The following is a 12,853-nucleotide window of genomic DNA, read 5'->3' on the forward strand; positions in this document are numbered from 1 at the left end:
ATCACGAAAACTCTCAGCCGATTGCCCTGGCGGGGGTCTCTGCCGAAGCTAAGGCGACGACTGGGATGGCGAGAGCCGGGACACGATGGCGATCCGCGAGCTTCTCGAAGACGCCCTGCAGGAGCCTTCCATCGGCACAACACCCTGCTTCCGCTGGCATGCCACCTCCGTGGGGATTGCGGCCCTCTGGTGTGACGGCAAGCCGCCGCCGGCACCGCCCTTCGATGTGGCGCTCAAAGAGGGTCTGCAGGTGGGACTGGATCTGAGTCGCGAGGAACGGGAGTTTCACCAGGTGAAATCCGGCCTGGTGCTGCTGTTCCATTCCTGACGGACCCAACGGAGAGGGTGGGATTCGAACCCACGGAAGGTTGCCCTTCAAACGATTTCGAGTCGTTCGCTTTCGACCACTCAGCCACCTCTCCAGATCCCTGATGCCATGGCAGCAGGTACGCGCTCACTTTACGGAGCGGTCAGCGCACCGCTGGCCCCACTGGCCCGCCAGCCCCGCGGCAGGGGGGCGCCGGCCGGCACGGGACCGCTGAGCCACACCTGCGGCGGGCCGTGCTCCCGCAGGGCCCGCTGCTCGGCGGGCCGGGGCCGGACCCCCAGCCACACCCCCTCGCCGGCGGCCGGACGGTCCAGCCGCCACGTGGTCAGCGCCTGGCGGTCGGGCAGCAGCAGCCAGCGATGGCGCCCCAGCTGCAGGCGCAGGGCGTGGCTGTCCATAGCCAGGGCCTCCACCGCCAGCCCCCGGCTCGCCAGCCGCTGGCCGGCGGCCAAAGGGGCCGCGCCACCGCCATAGGCGAGCACCCGCCCGGCCTGGCGGCTCCAGCAGGCCGGATCATCCCCGGCCACCGGATCCAGCAGCAGGGTCCAGTCGAAGTGGGCCACCCCCAGGGCCTGGGCCAGCTGGCCGGCCTGGCGGCAGCTGAACCCGTCGGCGCGGGTGCTGACCAGGGCGGCGCGGCCCCGGTGGCGGGCCAGCAGCAGATCACGGGGGGGACCACCCTCCCCCTGGTGGAGTAGCAGCAGCTGGTCGCCGCCCAGCAGCACCAGGTGGACCACCAGCACCCCGAGGCCCAGGCCCGCCGCCAGGAGCCGTTGCCGCCGGCCCGTCCCCGGCAGCACCAGGCCCAGCAGGGCCAGCGTGAACAGGAGCACCAGCAGCGGCAGGGGCCGGCCGCTCTGCCACTGGGCCAGGGGCAAGCCGGCGACCCCATGGGCGAGCAGGAGCAGCAGCTGGGCCAGCCAGCCCAGGGGCACCAGCACCGGCGCCAGCAGGGGCGGCACCAGCACGGCCACGGCCGCCAGGGCCATCGCTCCGAGGGTGAGGGGCGTGAGCAGCGGGGCCGCCAGCAGGTTGGCCGGCACGGCGTAGAGGGGCACCACCCCGAAGTGGAGCAGCTGCAGGGGCAGGGTCCAGAGGCTGGCCGCCACCGGCACCGCCAGGGCCGGGGCCAGCCAGCGCCGCCACCAGCCCGCCGCCCCGGGGGAGCCGCCGGCGGGGCCACCGGGTGGCGTCCCGGCCAGGGCCTGCTCCAGGGGCCGCGCCGTCAGCACCAGGCCGGCGGTGGCGGCGGCGCTCAGCTGGAAGCCCACGTCGTGCAGCCAGGCCGGCCGCAGCAGCAGCATCCCCGCCAGGCTGAGGCCGAGGATCCCCAGGGGCCGGCCGCGGCGACCGCTCTCCAGCAGCACCAGGGCGATGGCCCCCATCAGGACCGCCCGGATCACCGAGGGCTGGGGCCCCGCCAGCAGCAGGAACACCACCATCGCCCCGGCGCCCAGGGCCAGCCGCGCCCAGCGGCCGAGCCCCCGGCCGATGGCCAGCACCGCCCCGAGCAGAACCGTGAGGTGGAAGCCCGAGGCGGCCAGCGCATGGGACAGGCCGGCGGCGCGGAAGTCGGCGCGCAGCTCGGCGGGCAGGGGCACCACGGCGCTGCCCAGCACCAGGGCCGCCAGCAGGCCGCCCCGCTCCGGACCCGCCGCGGCCACGAAGCGCTCGGCGATGCAGCGGCGCAGATCGGCGATCGGGGTGGCGGGCCGGCGGAGCACCTCCAGCCGCTCCACCGCCAGGCGGGTCCAGGCGCCCTGGCGGGCCAGACGCTCCGCCGGCCCCGCCAGCAGCGGGTGGGGGGCCGGCCGAGGACGCCGCAGCAGCCCGCTCACCCGCACCCCCCAGCCCTCCCGCAGGGCCGGACAGGCCGTGAAGCCCAGCTCGCTGCGCCCCCCCGCCGTCTGCAGCAGCACCCGGCAGGGACCCGGGCCCGCCGTCGCTGCCGCCGGCCCCGCCGCCACCGGGTCGGCCAGCAGACGCCCGTGCAGGATCACCGGCTGCGGCCCATCGCCACCGGCGAGCAGCCGCAGCGGATCGGCCGGTCCGGGCTGGAGCGGCCGCAGCTGGGCCTGGACCAGCACCACGAGCAGCAGCAACAGCGGCAGCAGGGGGGAGCGGAGCATGCTCCAGGGTTCCCGCCGGCGGCCGTGGGCCCCCCGGCGCCGTCAACACCCATGGCCATGCCGCGGGACAATCCCCTCGGCGGATTCAGGGGATCGGTGATGCAGCGGCGCGGGATCCAGTGGCGACCATGGCCCCACGGGCAGAGGATCGCCCTGCTGGCGCTCCTGCTCTGCCTTGGTCTTGGGACAGGGCTGGGGCTGGCCCTCGATCCGTCCAGGCCAGCCTGGGCCGGCGAGGAAGGCGCCACGGCGGCCGCGCCGGGCTGTGCGACCACGCCCCTCTTCATCGGCCTCGATGGCCGCCGCTACCTAGAGATTCGTCGGGCCCCCGCCGCCCAGAAGCTCGACGACTACGTGCGCCGCGCCAATGCCCGCCTGCTGGAACTGGCCCAGGATCACACCATCCAGCCGGGCCAGCTCGTAGTGCAGGACGAGCCCCCCTTCTCCCTGGTGGGCGTCAGGGAGCAGGACGGTCGTTTCTCGCCCGAACTGGCCGTGGGCGATCGCGCGGCGGCCTGCTTCGGGATGACGCGGCAACAGCTGGCGGTGCGCTATCGGGACGGCATGCGGCGGGCGATCACCAGCTACCGGGGCAGCCACACCCTGGCGTCCTGGCTGAGGGGAACGGTCCTGGCGGCGCTGGTGCTGGGGGTCTACATCCTGTGGCTGCGGGTGCAGGGGGAGCTCAACAGGCGGGTCCAGCGGCACTTCGCCGAACGCCCGCGCTTCGTGATGCAGGAGCTGGGTCGCCTGGGTCTGGGCGGGTTCGTCGAGTTGGACCATGTGCGACGGACCATGCAGTGGCTGCGCCAGGTGGTGCACTGGTCACTGGTGCTGGTGATCAGCTACCTGCTGATCCCGCTGCTGCTGGGCTTCTTCCCACCCACCGAAGGCATCGCCGAAGGTCTGCGGGGACAGCTCAAGACGGTGGTGATGGGCTTCCTGGGAGGCCTCGTGCAGGCGATCCCCAATCTCTTCTCGATCGGGGTGATCCTGGTCATCACCGTGCTGGCGATCCGTGCCAGCCAGTCCTGGTTCCGGGCCATCGACCACGGCCGGATCCGCCTGCCGGGCTTCTACCAGGAATGGGCCCTGCCGACGGCCCGGCTGGTGGCGATCCTGCTCTGCATGGCCGGGCTGGCGGCGGCCTTCCCCTACATCCCCGGTTCCGGCAGCAAGGTGTTCCAGGGGGCCGGTCTGTTCATCGGCGCCCTCGCGGCACTGGGCTCCAGCGCCATCGCCAGCAACATCATCAGCGGACTGATGCTCATCTACACCCGGGCCTTCCGGGTGGGCGACCGGGTGGAGATCAACGGGGTGGTGGGGGTGGTCCAGGACCGGGCCCTGCTGGTGACGCGCCTGCAGACACCACGCAACGAACTGGTGAGCATTCCCAATGCCAGCGTGATCGGCGCCTCGGTGGTCAACTACAGCTTTTCCCGCCGGGAGATCAGCCAGCCGGTGGCGATCGCCACCACGATCACCATCGGCTACGACGTTCCCTGGCGCCGGGTGCAGGAGCTGATGCTGGCGGCGGCGCGGAGCGTGCCGGGAATCACCGACGAGATCGATCCGTTCGTGCTCCAGACCTCCCTCAACGACTTCCACATCAGCTACGAGCTCAATGCCTTCGTGCGCGAGCCGGGCACCTACCGTCAGACCCTCTCGGATGTGCTGGCGGCGCTCCAGGATCAGTTTGCCGCCGCCGATGTGGAGATCCTCTCGCCCGGCTATCACGCCATCCGCAACGGCAACAGAAGCACCGTGCCGAAGAACGGCTGACCGATCCGGCCGGAACGGTCAGCCGGAGGGGGCCAGCTGGCGCTGCTGCCAGCGCAGGAACAGGGTGGTCACGATCACGGTGATCAGCACATAGGCGAGCAGGCCGGGGATCAGGCCCGCCAGCCCCTTGCCGTAGGAGAGAGCGAGCTGGACCGCCAGTCCGGTGTTGCGCATGCCCGTCACCAGGGCCACGGTGCGGCGTTCCAGGGGGTCCGATCCGGCCAGGCCGTAGCCGATCGCCAGGCTGAGCACGCTGAGAACAGCCATCCCGGCCAGACCCACCAGGTTCTGCTGCAGGAAGGGCAGCAACTGCCGGCCACTGAGCAGCAGCAGGGCCACCAGCATCACGATCAGCAGCACGGTGGCCAGGGCCCCGAGGGCCCGGCTGCAGCGGCTTGCCAGCCCAGGCCGCCACTGTCCCAGCAGCACCCCGGCGACCACCGGCAGCACCTGCACCTTCAGCACCTGGCCCGCCACCTGGCCCGGACTGATCCCCCAGCCGGCCACCTCCCAGCCCCGCAGGCCGGCGGCGGCGCGGAAGATCACCTCCATTAGCGGAACCGTGACGATCGCCAGCAGCGCTGCGCCGATCTGAAGCCGGGCGGCGAGCTCGGCCGTGCCGCCACTGCTGCGTACCCGGAACAGGATCAGGGGGGCGCTGGGGCAGGCCAGCATCAGGCCCATGGCCACCCAGGCCGGCCGGCTCACAAGGCCATGCAGGGGAAGCAGCACCAGTACCAGCCCCGCCAGGGGCACCAGGAGGCAGGTGCCGAGCAGCACACGCCAGAGGAAGGCGGGGCGATCCCGGAGCAGCAGGAACGGGTACGGCTTCAGCCCCAGGCCCAGGCTGAACATCAGGGTGACGATCGTGGTTGTGGCCAGAACGCCGGCGGCTTCGCGCATGGTGATCAACCGAGAGGGGAACCCATCACCAGCAGCACAAAGGCGAAGACACCGATGAGGGTGAGGGCCATCGCCGTGATGGTGCTGATCGAACGCTGATCGGCATAGAGAAAATCGTCGCGCCGGATCAGCTTGAGCGTGCGCAGGTGCTGGCGGGTCGCCGCGGCCATCGCCAGGATGCCGACGAGCACGAAACCGATCGACACCAGCCGGACGCTCAGGCCGGCATGGGCGCTGCGATCAAAGCGGCTGCTGTTGATGGCACCGATGATCTTGTCGAGCCCGAAGCCGAAGCTGATCAGAGAGAGACAGGTGCGGATCCAGGCCATCAACGTGCGCTCAGCGGCCGCCCGGTTGCGCTCCTTGGCCAGTTCGTTGTTGAGGTTGGCCATCTAGGGCGAAAGGGATTCGGTGGTGGAACGCTGCTCACGCTGCTGGCGCTGGGACTCCTCGAACTTCATCTCCAGCTCCACTTCCCGGCCCAGGAAGACGTTGAGGAAGGTGCGGATCACGGCGATGACACCCAGCTGGATCAGGTTCTGGTTGGAGGGGGCGGTGGTGGTTGCGACGATATCGCCGGCCAGCTGGAACTCCAGGGCCATCGACAGCCAGCTGCCGAAGGTAAGCCGGAGGCTGTTGAAGCGCTGGCTGAGGGCGTCGCGGCCTCGGCCGGGGCCCAGCCGCTGACGCACGGCCAGGCGCAGGGTGGCCGCGAACCCCAGGGCCACGCACACCAGCGAGACGCCCTCGAGCAGGAAGCGCAGGCCGACGGCGAACCGATCGAGCCACTCCACCAGAGGAAGGGTCGGCATGGATCAGCTCCTCACGATGCAGCGGAAGCCCATGTGGCAGGTGGAGGTGTCGACGCCCTGGGCCATGCGCGCCGCAGGCCGGTAGCGGCGGCAGTAGCTGGGGGCGCACAGAAAGGAGCCACCCTTCACCACCTTGCGCGGCTGGTGACCGTGCTGGGAGCCCGGATCGATGCTGGCCTGCCGGCAACACCCTTCAGGGTTGGCGACCGTGGCCCCATGGCCGCCATACCAGTCGTCGGTCCACTCCCAGACGTTGCCGATCATGTCGAGCAGGCCGTAGCCGTTCGGCGGGAAGGCCCCCACCGGCGAGGTGCGCTCCCAGCCGTCGAGGAGGCTGTTGTGGTGCGGGAAATCCCCCTGGAAGGTGTTGGCCATGGGCCGGCCGCCGGGGTGGAGCTCGTCCCCCCAGGCGAACTCATCCCCCTGGCGGCCGCCGCGGGCGGCCCGTTCCCACTCGGCCTCGCTGGGCAGCTGCTTGCCGGCCCAGGCGGCGTAGGCCGCCGCGTCCCCATGGGCCACGTGCACCACGGGATGGTTCTCCCGCATCCTGATCGAGCTCCCGGGCCCTTCGGGGTGGCGCCAGCAGGCCCCCGGCCGGTACTGCCACCAGCGGTAGGGATCGCCGGTGCCGATCGGCCCCGGCGGCGGCACGAACACGATCGAAGCCGGTGCCAGCAGCTCCGGCAGGGCCCCCGGATAGTCGGCCGGATCCGCCGGCCTCTCCGCCAGGGTGATGTGCCCCGTGGCCTTGACGAACTTCTGGAACTGGGCGTTGGTGACTGGAGTGCGGTCGATCCAGAAGCCTCCCAACGCCACCCGGTGGGCCGGGGCCTCCTCCGGGTAGTGGTGGTCCGAGCCCATCTCGAAGCTGCCCGGGGGAATCCAGACCATGTCCCGCGCCGGGGGGCGCCCCGGCCGGGGGGCCGGGGCGGATCGCGTCGGGGAGGGGGGGCGCTCCGGGGTCATGGCGGGGGCGACAGCGGCGAGCCCCTCAGTGGCCGCCGCTGGCGGCGGCGGTCATCTTGGCGATCACATCCTCAAGGGAGAAGCTGGCCGCCTTCTGGCGGGGCGGAAAGTCCTGGAACGTGGCCAGGAACCGGCCCGCGATCACCTGGGCCGGCACCAGGGCGAAGGCGTGGTCGAGCATCCAGTCCCAGTAGGTGTTGGAGGTGATGTCGGCCCGCTCGTAGGGATCGGTGAGCAGATTGAAGATCTTCGGCACCCGCAGCGACGTGAAGGGCTCGGCCCACACCTGCAGCGTACCGGTGGCGCGCTGCTCCATGAACACAAACTTCCAGTTGTCGTAGCGCAGGCCGGTGAGATCGCCGTCGTCGGAGAAGTAGAAGAACTCCACCCGGGGGCTCTTGTCGCTCTGGCCGGTCCAGTAGTCGAGCATGTTGTAGCCATCCAGGTGAATCCTGAAGGTCTTGGAGCCCACCGTGTGACCTTCCAGCAGCTTCTCCTTGATCGCCGGCTCTCCGGCGGCGGCCAGCAGGGTGGGCAGCCAGTCGAGATGGCTGACGATGCCGGTGTACAGCGTTCCGGGCGCGATTCTGCCGGGCCAGCGCACCAGGGCCGGCACCCGGTAGGCCCCTTCCCAGTTGGAGTTCTTCTCGTTGCGGAACGGCGTCATGCCGGCGTCGGGCCAGCTGTTCATGTGCGGCCCGTTGTCGGTGCTGTACATCACGATCGTGTCATCGGCGATGCCCAGCTCATCGAGCAGGTCGAGCATTTCGCCGATGCAGTTGTCGTGATAGATCATCACGTCGTGGTACTCCGACTGCCAGCGCCCCGCCTGGCCGATGTCCTCGGGACGGGCATGGGTGCGGAAGTGCATGTGGGTGGTGTTGAACCACACGAAGAAGGGCTGACCGGAGGCCACGGCATCACGGATGAAGCGCTTGGCCTCGGCCAGGAACTCCTCATCGCAGTTCTGCATCCGCTTCTTGGTCAGCGGACCGGTGTTCTCGATGCGCTGGGTGCCATCGCCGTTGGCCCAGCAGTGCAGCACGCCGCGGGGGCCGAAGTTCTTCTGGAAATCGGGGAAGTCTTCCGGCTTGGGATAGTCGGGCAGCTCGGGCTCCTCCTCGGCATTGAGGTGATAGAGGTTGCCGAAGAACTCATCGAAGCCGTGCATCGTCGGCAGATGCTCGTCGCGGTCGCCGAAGTGGTTCTTGCCGAACTGACCGGTGCGGTAGCCCAGCGGCTGCAGCAGTTCGGCGATGGTGGGATCCTCGGCGCGGTAACCGAGCTCGGCGCCGGGCAGGCCCACCTTGCTGAGGCCGGTGCGGAACACGCTCTGGCCCGAGATGAAGGCCGCCCGGCCGGCGGTGCAGCTCTGCTCGGCGTAGTAGTGGATGAAGCGGCCGCCCTCCCTGGCGACCCGGTCGATGTTGGGGGTCTGGTACCCCATCAGGCCGTCGCTGTAGCAGCTGAGGTTGCTCTGGCCGATGTCATCGCCCCAGAGAATGAGGATGTTGGGCTGGCCGTTGGGCATGGCGGGGAACACCCGGCGGGTGAGGGAGTGGGTTAAGAAGAGGGTTCAGGGGCCCCTTTGTCACGTGACGGTCGCCACGGATCCGGAGGACACGCCCCCAAAGGATGCACAGAGCGGAACGATGCGAACACTCAGAAAGTGCGCTTCCGCTGCTCCCCTCTCCCGTTCCATCCAGGACATCGCCCGCCTGGAGGGGGTGCTCAGCCCCCTGCTGCCCGTGCAGCTCACCCAGCTCGCCGGTGGCTGTCTGAGCAGCGAGCTGCTGGCGCTCGACCTGGGTGCGCTCCAGGTCCTGCGGCTGCGCTTCGATCGGCCCCTGCACGGCGGCGGGGCCAAACCCGCCGGCCGCCAGCTGATCGCCCTCGACCTGGAGGAGGCCCCGAGCCGGCCCGTGATCCGCTCCCACGGTCTGGAGCTGCCGGCCACGGCGTTCTTCGGCCTGGCCGCTGACGGGGAGATCCACCTCACCACCCCCGAGCGCTGCAGCCTGGCGGTGCTCAGCCTGGAGCGGGACCGGTTCCTGCAGTGGGCCCGAGAGCTGGGCGGACCGGGGCTGGAGGAGCAACTGGAGGGTGTCAACTGGGAGACGATCGATCCGTTGCGGTTCCAGGGGGTGAGGTCCTGCCTGGGCCGGATCTTCCGCCTTGCCGAGCGGTCGCCGGCCCTGATGGCGGATCCGGCGATCCGCCGGCGGCTGGGCGGGGATCTGGTGCCCCTGCTGGTGGAGGCCCTGGTGCACTGCAGCGGCCACGGGGAGCGGCTGGCCCGGCCGCCGGCCCGGATCGAGCTGGTGAAGGCCGCCCAGACCTGGATGGCGGAGCATCCCCACGACCCGATCAACCTCGATGGGCTCTGCCGCCAGATCGCGGCCGGTCGGCGCAGCCTGCTGCAGGGGTTCCGGGAGCACCTGGGGATGGGCCCGATGGCCTACCTGAAGATCCGTCGCCTGCACGGCGTGCGGCAGGCCCTGCTGGCGGCCGATCCCCGGGCCACCACGATCGCCGAGCTGGCCGCTGCGTGGGGATTCATGAACGCGGGTCACTTCGCCCGCGATTACCGCAGCCTGTTCGGCGAACATCCCCGGACCAGCCTCCGGGCCTGAGCGTCCTGACCACCCCTCCCCTCCCCATGAACGCACGTACGCCCCGCCCGCTGCACGTCCTGACCGGCCTGGCCCTGGTGCTTCCGGTCCTGGGGCCGTCGGCCAGCCTGGCCGACCCGGCCCGGGGCCGCGCGCCGGAGGCCCCCTGGATCGGCCAGGAGCTGCGCCTGCCGCAACCGGCCCCGGCGCTGGCGGCCGCGCCGGAGACCGCCCAGGCGGAGCCGGCCCCAGGGGAGCCGGCCCCTGCCGCTCCAGCCTGGAGCGGCACCGTCGAGCTGTATGGCTTCGCGCCGCTGCGCACCACCGCCACCACCACCATCCGGGGGCAGGAGGCCGAGGTGCAGCAGGACCTGGGGCAGATCCTCGAGGTGCTGCGGTTCGCCGCCTCCGGTCGCGGCAGCATCGAAAAGAACCGGGTGGGCCTGCAGGCCGACCTCTGGTACACCAGCCTGGGCGACTCGGCGGGGCGCCTGGTCGGCCCCCGGCAGCTGTTCACCAGCACCGCCGATGTGGGCCAGACCCTGGGGATCTACGACGTCGCCCTCCGTTACCGGTTCGGCGAGCGGGAATCGGCCCTGGGCAAGCCCGGGACCTACTCAGTGATCCCCTACGCCGGCATACGGCTGATCGATGGCCGCCTGAACCTGGCCGCCACCCTCGACGGCCCCTTCGGACGCACCCTGCTGGAGCCCACCCGCAACTTCCAGCGGACCTGGGTGCAGCCCCTGGTGGGCACCCAGGCCACCGTCTTCCTCTCCCCACGGCTGCGGGCCTTCGCCCGCGCCGACGTGGGCGGCTTCGGCCTGGGCGGCCAGCAGGACCTCAGCGGCAATGCCCAGGTGGGCCTGGGGTATGCGATCGGCGACAACACCGATCTGAACGTGTCGTGGCGCTATATGGGCCTGAAATGGAACAACGGCGACCAGCAGGCCAACGGCTTTTCCGTGAACATGAACGGCATCGAAGTGGGCGTGAAGTTCTTCTTCGGTGGCGCCCCCAGGGGCACGGCGGTGGCCAACGCACCGGTGCCCGCGCCCACGCCGACAGCGCCCTGAGCCTCGCAGCCGCCTCAGAAACTCGGCAGCTTGAGCATCAGCTCACAGAGCTGGGGGCTGGGTAGCTCCTGACCCACAAGCGGGGCGACCAGGGCAGCCAGGGGCCGCAGCCGGCAGGGCCAGATGGCCCGCTCGGTGAGGCGACCGGCCTGGAAGGCGCCGAGCACAAGCACGCCCACCAGCAGGGTGCGCTTCACGCCGGCGGAGCGCTCAGCAGGGGGAAGCCCAGGGCGCGGCGCTCCTCCAGCCAGGCTTCGGCCACCTGCCGCGCCAGGTGGCGGATGCGGCCGATGGTGGCGGTGCGCTCGGTCACCGAGATCACGCCGCGGGCCTCCAGCAGGTTGAAGGTGTGGCTGCACTTGAGCACGTGGTCGAGGGCCGGGGCCGGCAGCCCGGCCGCCACCAGATCGGCGGCCTCGGCCTCATGCAGGGCGAACAGCTGCAGCAGGCGTTCGGGGTTGGAGGCTTCGAAGTTGTAGGTGCACTGCCCCTTCTCGAAGGGCAGCCAGATGTCGCCGTAGCTGCGCTCCCCGTTCCAGCGCAGGTCCCAGATGCTCTCCACGTCCTGGAGGTACATCGCCAGCCGCTCCAGGCCGTAGGTGATCTCGATCGACACCGGCCGGCAGTCGAGGCCGCCGCACTGCTGGAAATAGGTGAACTGGGTCACCTCCATGCCATCGAGCCACACCTCCCAGCCCACGCCCCAGGCCCCCAGGGTGGGGGATTCCCAGTTGTCCTCCACGAAGCGGATGTCGTGGTCAGCGGCGTGGATGCCCAGGGTTTCGAGGGAGGCCAGGTAGGTCTCCTGGATGGCATCCGGCGAGGGCTTGATCAGCACCTGGTACTGGAAGTAGTGCTGGGCCCGGTTGGGGTTGTCGCCGTAGCGGCCATCGGTGGGGCGCCGGCAGGGCTCGGGGTAGGCCACCGCCCAGGGCTCCGGGCCGATCGCCCGCAGCACGGTGTGGGGGCTCATGGTGCCGGCGCCCTTCTCCGTGTCGTAGGGCTGGAGGATCAGGCAACCCTGGTCGGCCCAGAACCGGTTGAGGCTGGCGATGATGTCCTGGAAAAGCATGGTGCGCCGGTCGGATACGGGCCAGGACGGCAGGGACGTCGGCTTGATGCTGCCAGATCGGTGATCAGCGATCGCGGCGGCGGTCAGGCCGCCACGGGGGCCTCAGGCCACCAGCTCCAGCATCCCCATCAGGCCACCGGCCAGGGAACGGTGGCGGGCCGCGGCGAAGCCGGCGGCGCGGGCCAGCTGCTCCTGCACCGGGCCGGTGGGGAAGCGGGCCAGGCTCTCCTCCAGCCAGGCGTACTGCTCCGGCAGGCCCACGGCGCGGGCGGTGGGCACCACCAGGCGGCGCAGGTAGAAGCGCTGGAAGGCCGCCGGGGCCGAGGCCGGATCGGGCCGGTTGAAATCCAGCACCGCCGCCCGCCCGCCCGGCCGCAGCAGGCGCCGCAGCTCCACCAGGCCGGCGGCGGGATCGGCCAGGTTGCGCAGGCCGTAGGCCATCACCGCCCCATCGGCCCAGCCATCGGCCAGACCGGTGGCCAGGGCATCGCCCTGCTGCCACTGCAGCGGCAACCAGGGCTGGCGGGCAGCGCGGCGGCGGGCGATGGCCAGCGGGGCGGCGGCCGCGTCCAGGCCCAGCACCAACCCGCCGGGACGGACGCGGGAGGCCAGCAGCAGGGCCAGGTCGCCGGTGCCGCAGCAGAGGTCGAGCAGGCGCTGGCCGGGGCGGGGGCGCAGCCAGAGCAGGGTCTGCCGTTTCCAGAGACGGTGCAGCCCCAGGCTGAGCAGATCGTTCAGCTGGTCGTAGCGGGGCGCGATGGTGTCGAACAGATCGCTGATCTGCCGGGGATCAACGGTGGCCAAATCGGGTCGGAACGGGGGACGGCGGAATCGGGCCTCAGCCCTCGCCCTGCAGGGTCAGGGAGTCGTCCCAGGGCAGCACGATCGCATCCAGGCTGACGCCGGAGAGCTCCGGCTCGGGGGCCGCCAGACCACGGGCCTCCAGCCGCACCGGACTGGTGAAGGTGAGCACCATCACGGTGGCCAGGCCCACCGCCGCCGAGCAGACCATGCAGCCGGCGAGCATCAGGGAGAATTCGCGGCGGTCGGTGGCGGCCTGCATCAGCTGGAGGGCCCAGGCCACCAGCGCGATCACCACCACCACCACCACGAGCGCGATCACGGTGACCAGGGGCGTCGGCAGCAGCAGGAAGGCGTTCACCGATGCACCAC

14 protein-coding genes and 1 tRNA gene are annotated in these 12,853 nt (G+C 71.0%); 4 read left to right on the top strand and 11 right to left on the bottom strand.

All coding sequences use genetic code 11. The features are described from left to right. The first annotated feature begins 85 nt into the window (after positions 1-85). Positions 86-328 (top strand): hypothetical protein, encoded by a 243-nt coding sequence (locus CYAGR_RS06450; RefSeq protein ID WP_015108989.1) that lies wholly within the window; start codon positions 86-88, stop codon positions 326-328. Between the two features lie 9 nt (positions 329-337). Here the strand turns inward: CYAGR_RS06450 and CYAGR_RS06455 are convergent. Together CYAGR_RS06455 and CYAGR_RS06460 are read right to left on the bottom strand one after the other, a co-directional pair. Further along, a tRNA-Ser gene (locus CYAGR_RS06455) sits at positions 338-422 on the bottom strand. A gap of 37 nt (positions 423-459) precedes the next feature. Then, the gene (locus CYAGR_RS06460; RefSeq protein ID WP_015108990.1) at positions 460-2,457 is read right to left on the bottom strand and encodes a ComEC/Rec2 family competence protein; all 1,998 of its coding nucleotides are present in this window, start codon (positions 2,455-2,457) and stop codon (positions 460-462) included. A gap of 51 nt (positions 2,458-2,508) precedes the next feature. Between CYAGR_RS06460 and CYAGR_RS06465 the strand changes: the two genes are divergently transcribed. Beyond that, positions 2,509-4,239: a mechanosensitive ion channel family protein gene (locus CYAGR_RS06465; protein ID WP_015108991.1), complete on the top strand. Its 1,731-nt coding sequence runs from the start codon at positions 2,509-2,511 to the stop codon at positions 4,237-4,239. An 18-nt stretch (positions 4,240-4,257) separates the two neighbouring features. Here CYAGR_RS06465 and CYAGR_RS06470 read toward each other — a convergent pair whose 3' ends face one another. From CYAGR_RS06470 to CYAGR_RS06490, 5 genes are read right to left on the bottom strand one after another with little or no spacing between them, the layout of a single operon-like run. Continuing rightward, on the bottom strand, positions 4,258-5,142 hold the full coding sequence (locus CYAGR_RS06470; RefSeq protein WP_015108992.1) for a bile acid:sodium symporter family protein: 885 nt from the start codon (positions 5,140-5,142) through the stop codon (positions 4,258-4,260). 5 nt (positions 5,143-5,147) lie between these two features. Continuing rightward, complete coding sequence (locus CYAGR_RS06475) at positions 5,148-5,534, bottom strand: YidH family protein (protein WP_015108993.1); 387 nt, start codon at positions 5,532-5,534, stop codon at positions 5,148-5,150. Continuing rightward, positions 5,535-5,954 carry a DUF1622 domain-containing protein gene (locus CYAGR_RS06480; protein WP_015108994.1) on the bottom strand — a complete coding sequence of 140 codons (420 nt, stop codon included), beginning with the start codon at positions 5,952-5,954 and terminating at the stop codon, positions 5,535-5,537. Between the two features lie 3 nt (positions 5,955-5,957). Beyond that, on the bottom strand, positions 5,958-6,920 hold the full coding sequence (locus CYAGR_RS06485; RefSeq protein WP_015108995.1) for a formylglycine-generating enzyme family protein: 963 nt from the start codon (positions 6,918-6,920) through the stop codon (positions 5,958-5,960). Positions 6,921-6,945: 25 nt separating this feature from the next. Beyond that, complete coding sequence (locus CYAGR_RS06490; protein ID WP_015108996.1) at positions 6,946-8,451, bottom strand: arylsulfatase; 1,506 nt, start codon at positions 8,449-8,451, stop codon at positions 6,946-6,948. Between the two features lie 121 nt (positions 8,452-8,572). Here CYAGR_RS06490 and CYAGR_RS06495 point away from each other — a divergent pair, with 121 nt between their 5' ends. Further along, the gene (locus tag CYAGR_RS06495) at positions 8,573-9,553 is read left to right on the top strand and encodes a helix-turn-helix domain-containing protein (RefSeq protein WP_015108997.1); all 981 of its coding nucleotides are present in this window, start codon (positions 8,573-8,575) and stop codon (positions 9,551-9,553) included. A 26-nt stretch (positions 9,554-9,579) separates the two neighbouring features. Then, entirely contained in the window at positions 9,580-10,608 is a 1,029-nt protein-coding gene (locus CYAGR_RS06500) for a hypothetical protein (RefSeq protein ID WP_015108998.1), read from the top strand. 14 nt (positions 10,609-10,622) lie between these two features. Here the strand turns inward: CYAGR_RS06500 and CYAGR_RS06505 are convergent, their stop codons facing one another. The 4 genes from CYAGR_RS06505 to CYAGR_RS06520 form a co-directional block, all read right to left on the bottom strand. Further along, complete coding sequence (locus tag CYAGR_RS06505) at positions 10,623-10,805, bottom strand: hypothetical protein (RefSeq protein ID WP_015108999.1); 183 nt, start codon at positions 10,803-10,805, stop codon at positions 10,623-10,625. Then, positions 10,802-11,680, bottom strand: coding sequence for a glycine--tRNA ligase subunit alpha (gene glyQ, locus CYAGR_RS06510; RefSeq protein WP_015109000.1), 879 nt, complete (start codon positions 11,678-11,680; stop codon positions 10,802-10,804). The genes CYAGR_RS06505 and glyQ overlap by 4 nt, the downstream gene beginning before the upstream one ends. A 102-nt stretch (positions 11,681-11,782) precedes the next feature. Then, positions 11,783-12,484 (bottom strand): bifunctional demethylmenaquinone methyltransferase/2-methoxy-6-polyprenyl-1,4-benzoquinol methylase UbiE, encoded by a 702-nt coding sequence (gene ubiE, locus CYAGR_RS06515; RefSeq protein WP_015109001.1) that lies wholly within the window; start codon positions 12,482-12,484, stop codon positions 11,783-11,785. A 34-nt stretch (positions 12,485-12,518) separates the two neighbouring features. Further along, entirely contained in the window at positions 12,519-12,842 is a 324-nt protein-coding gene (locus CYAGR_RS06520; RefSeq protein WP_015109002.1) for a hypothetical protein, read from the bottom strand. Positions 12,843-12,853 lie beyond the last annotated feature (11 nt).

This window comes from Cyanobium gracile PCC 6307 (assembly GCF_000316515.1).
GTDB lineage: Bacteria > Cyanobacteriota > Cyanobacteriia > PCC-6307 > Cyanobiaceae > Cyanobium > Cyanobium gracile.

Coding starts and splice junctions, on each gene's coding strand:
- CYAGR_RS06450 (WP_015108989.1), top strand. CDS start 86: ATGGCGATCCGCGAGCTTCTCGAAGACGCCCTGCAGGAGCCTTCCATC.
- CYAGR_RS06460 (WP_015108990.1), bottom strand. CDS start 2,457: ATGCTCCGCTCCCCCCTGCTGCCGCTGTTGCTGCTGCTCGTGGTGCTG.
- CYAGR_RS06465 (WP_015108991.1), top strand. CDS start 2,509: ATGGCCATGCCGCGGGACAATCCCCTCGGCGGATTCAGGGGATCGGTG.
- CYAGR_RS06470 (WP_015108992.1), bottom strand. CDS start 5,142: ATGCGCGAAGCCGCCGGCGTTCTGGCCACAACCACGATCGTCACCCTG.
- CYAGR_RS06475 (WP_015108993.1), bottom strand. CDS start 5,534: ATGGCCAACCTCAACAACGAACTGGCCAAGGAGCGCAACCGGGCGGCC.
- CYAGR_RS06480 (WP_015108994.1), bottom strand. CDS start 5,954: ATGCCGACCCTTCCTCTGGTGGAGTGGCTCGATCGGTTCGCCGTCGGC.
- CYAGR_RS06485 (WP_015108995.1), bottom strand. CDS start 6,920: ATGACCCCGGAGCGCCCCCCCTCCCCGACGCGATCCGCCCCGGCCCCC.
- CYAGR_RS06490 (WP_015108996.1), bottom strand. CDS start 8,451: ATGCCCAACGGCCAGCCCAACATCCTCATTCTCTGGGGCGATGACATC.
- CYAGR_RS06495 (WP_015108997.1), top strand. CDS start 8,573: ATGCGAACACTCAGAAAGTGCGCTTCCGCTGCTCCCCTCTCCCGTTCC.
- CYAGR_RS06500 (WP_015108998.1), top strand. CDS start 9,580: ATGAACGCACGTACGCCCCGCCCGCTGCACGTCCTGACCGGCCTGGCC.
- glyQ (WP_015109000.1), bottom strand. CDS start 11,680: ATGCTTTTCCAGGACATCATCGCCAGCCTCAACCGGTTCTGGGCCGAC.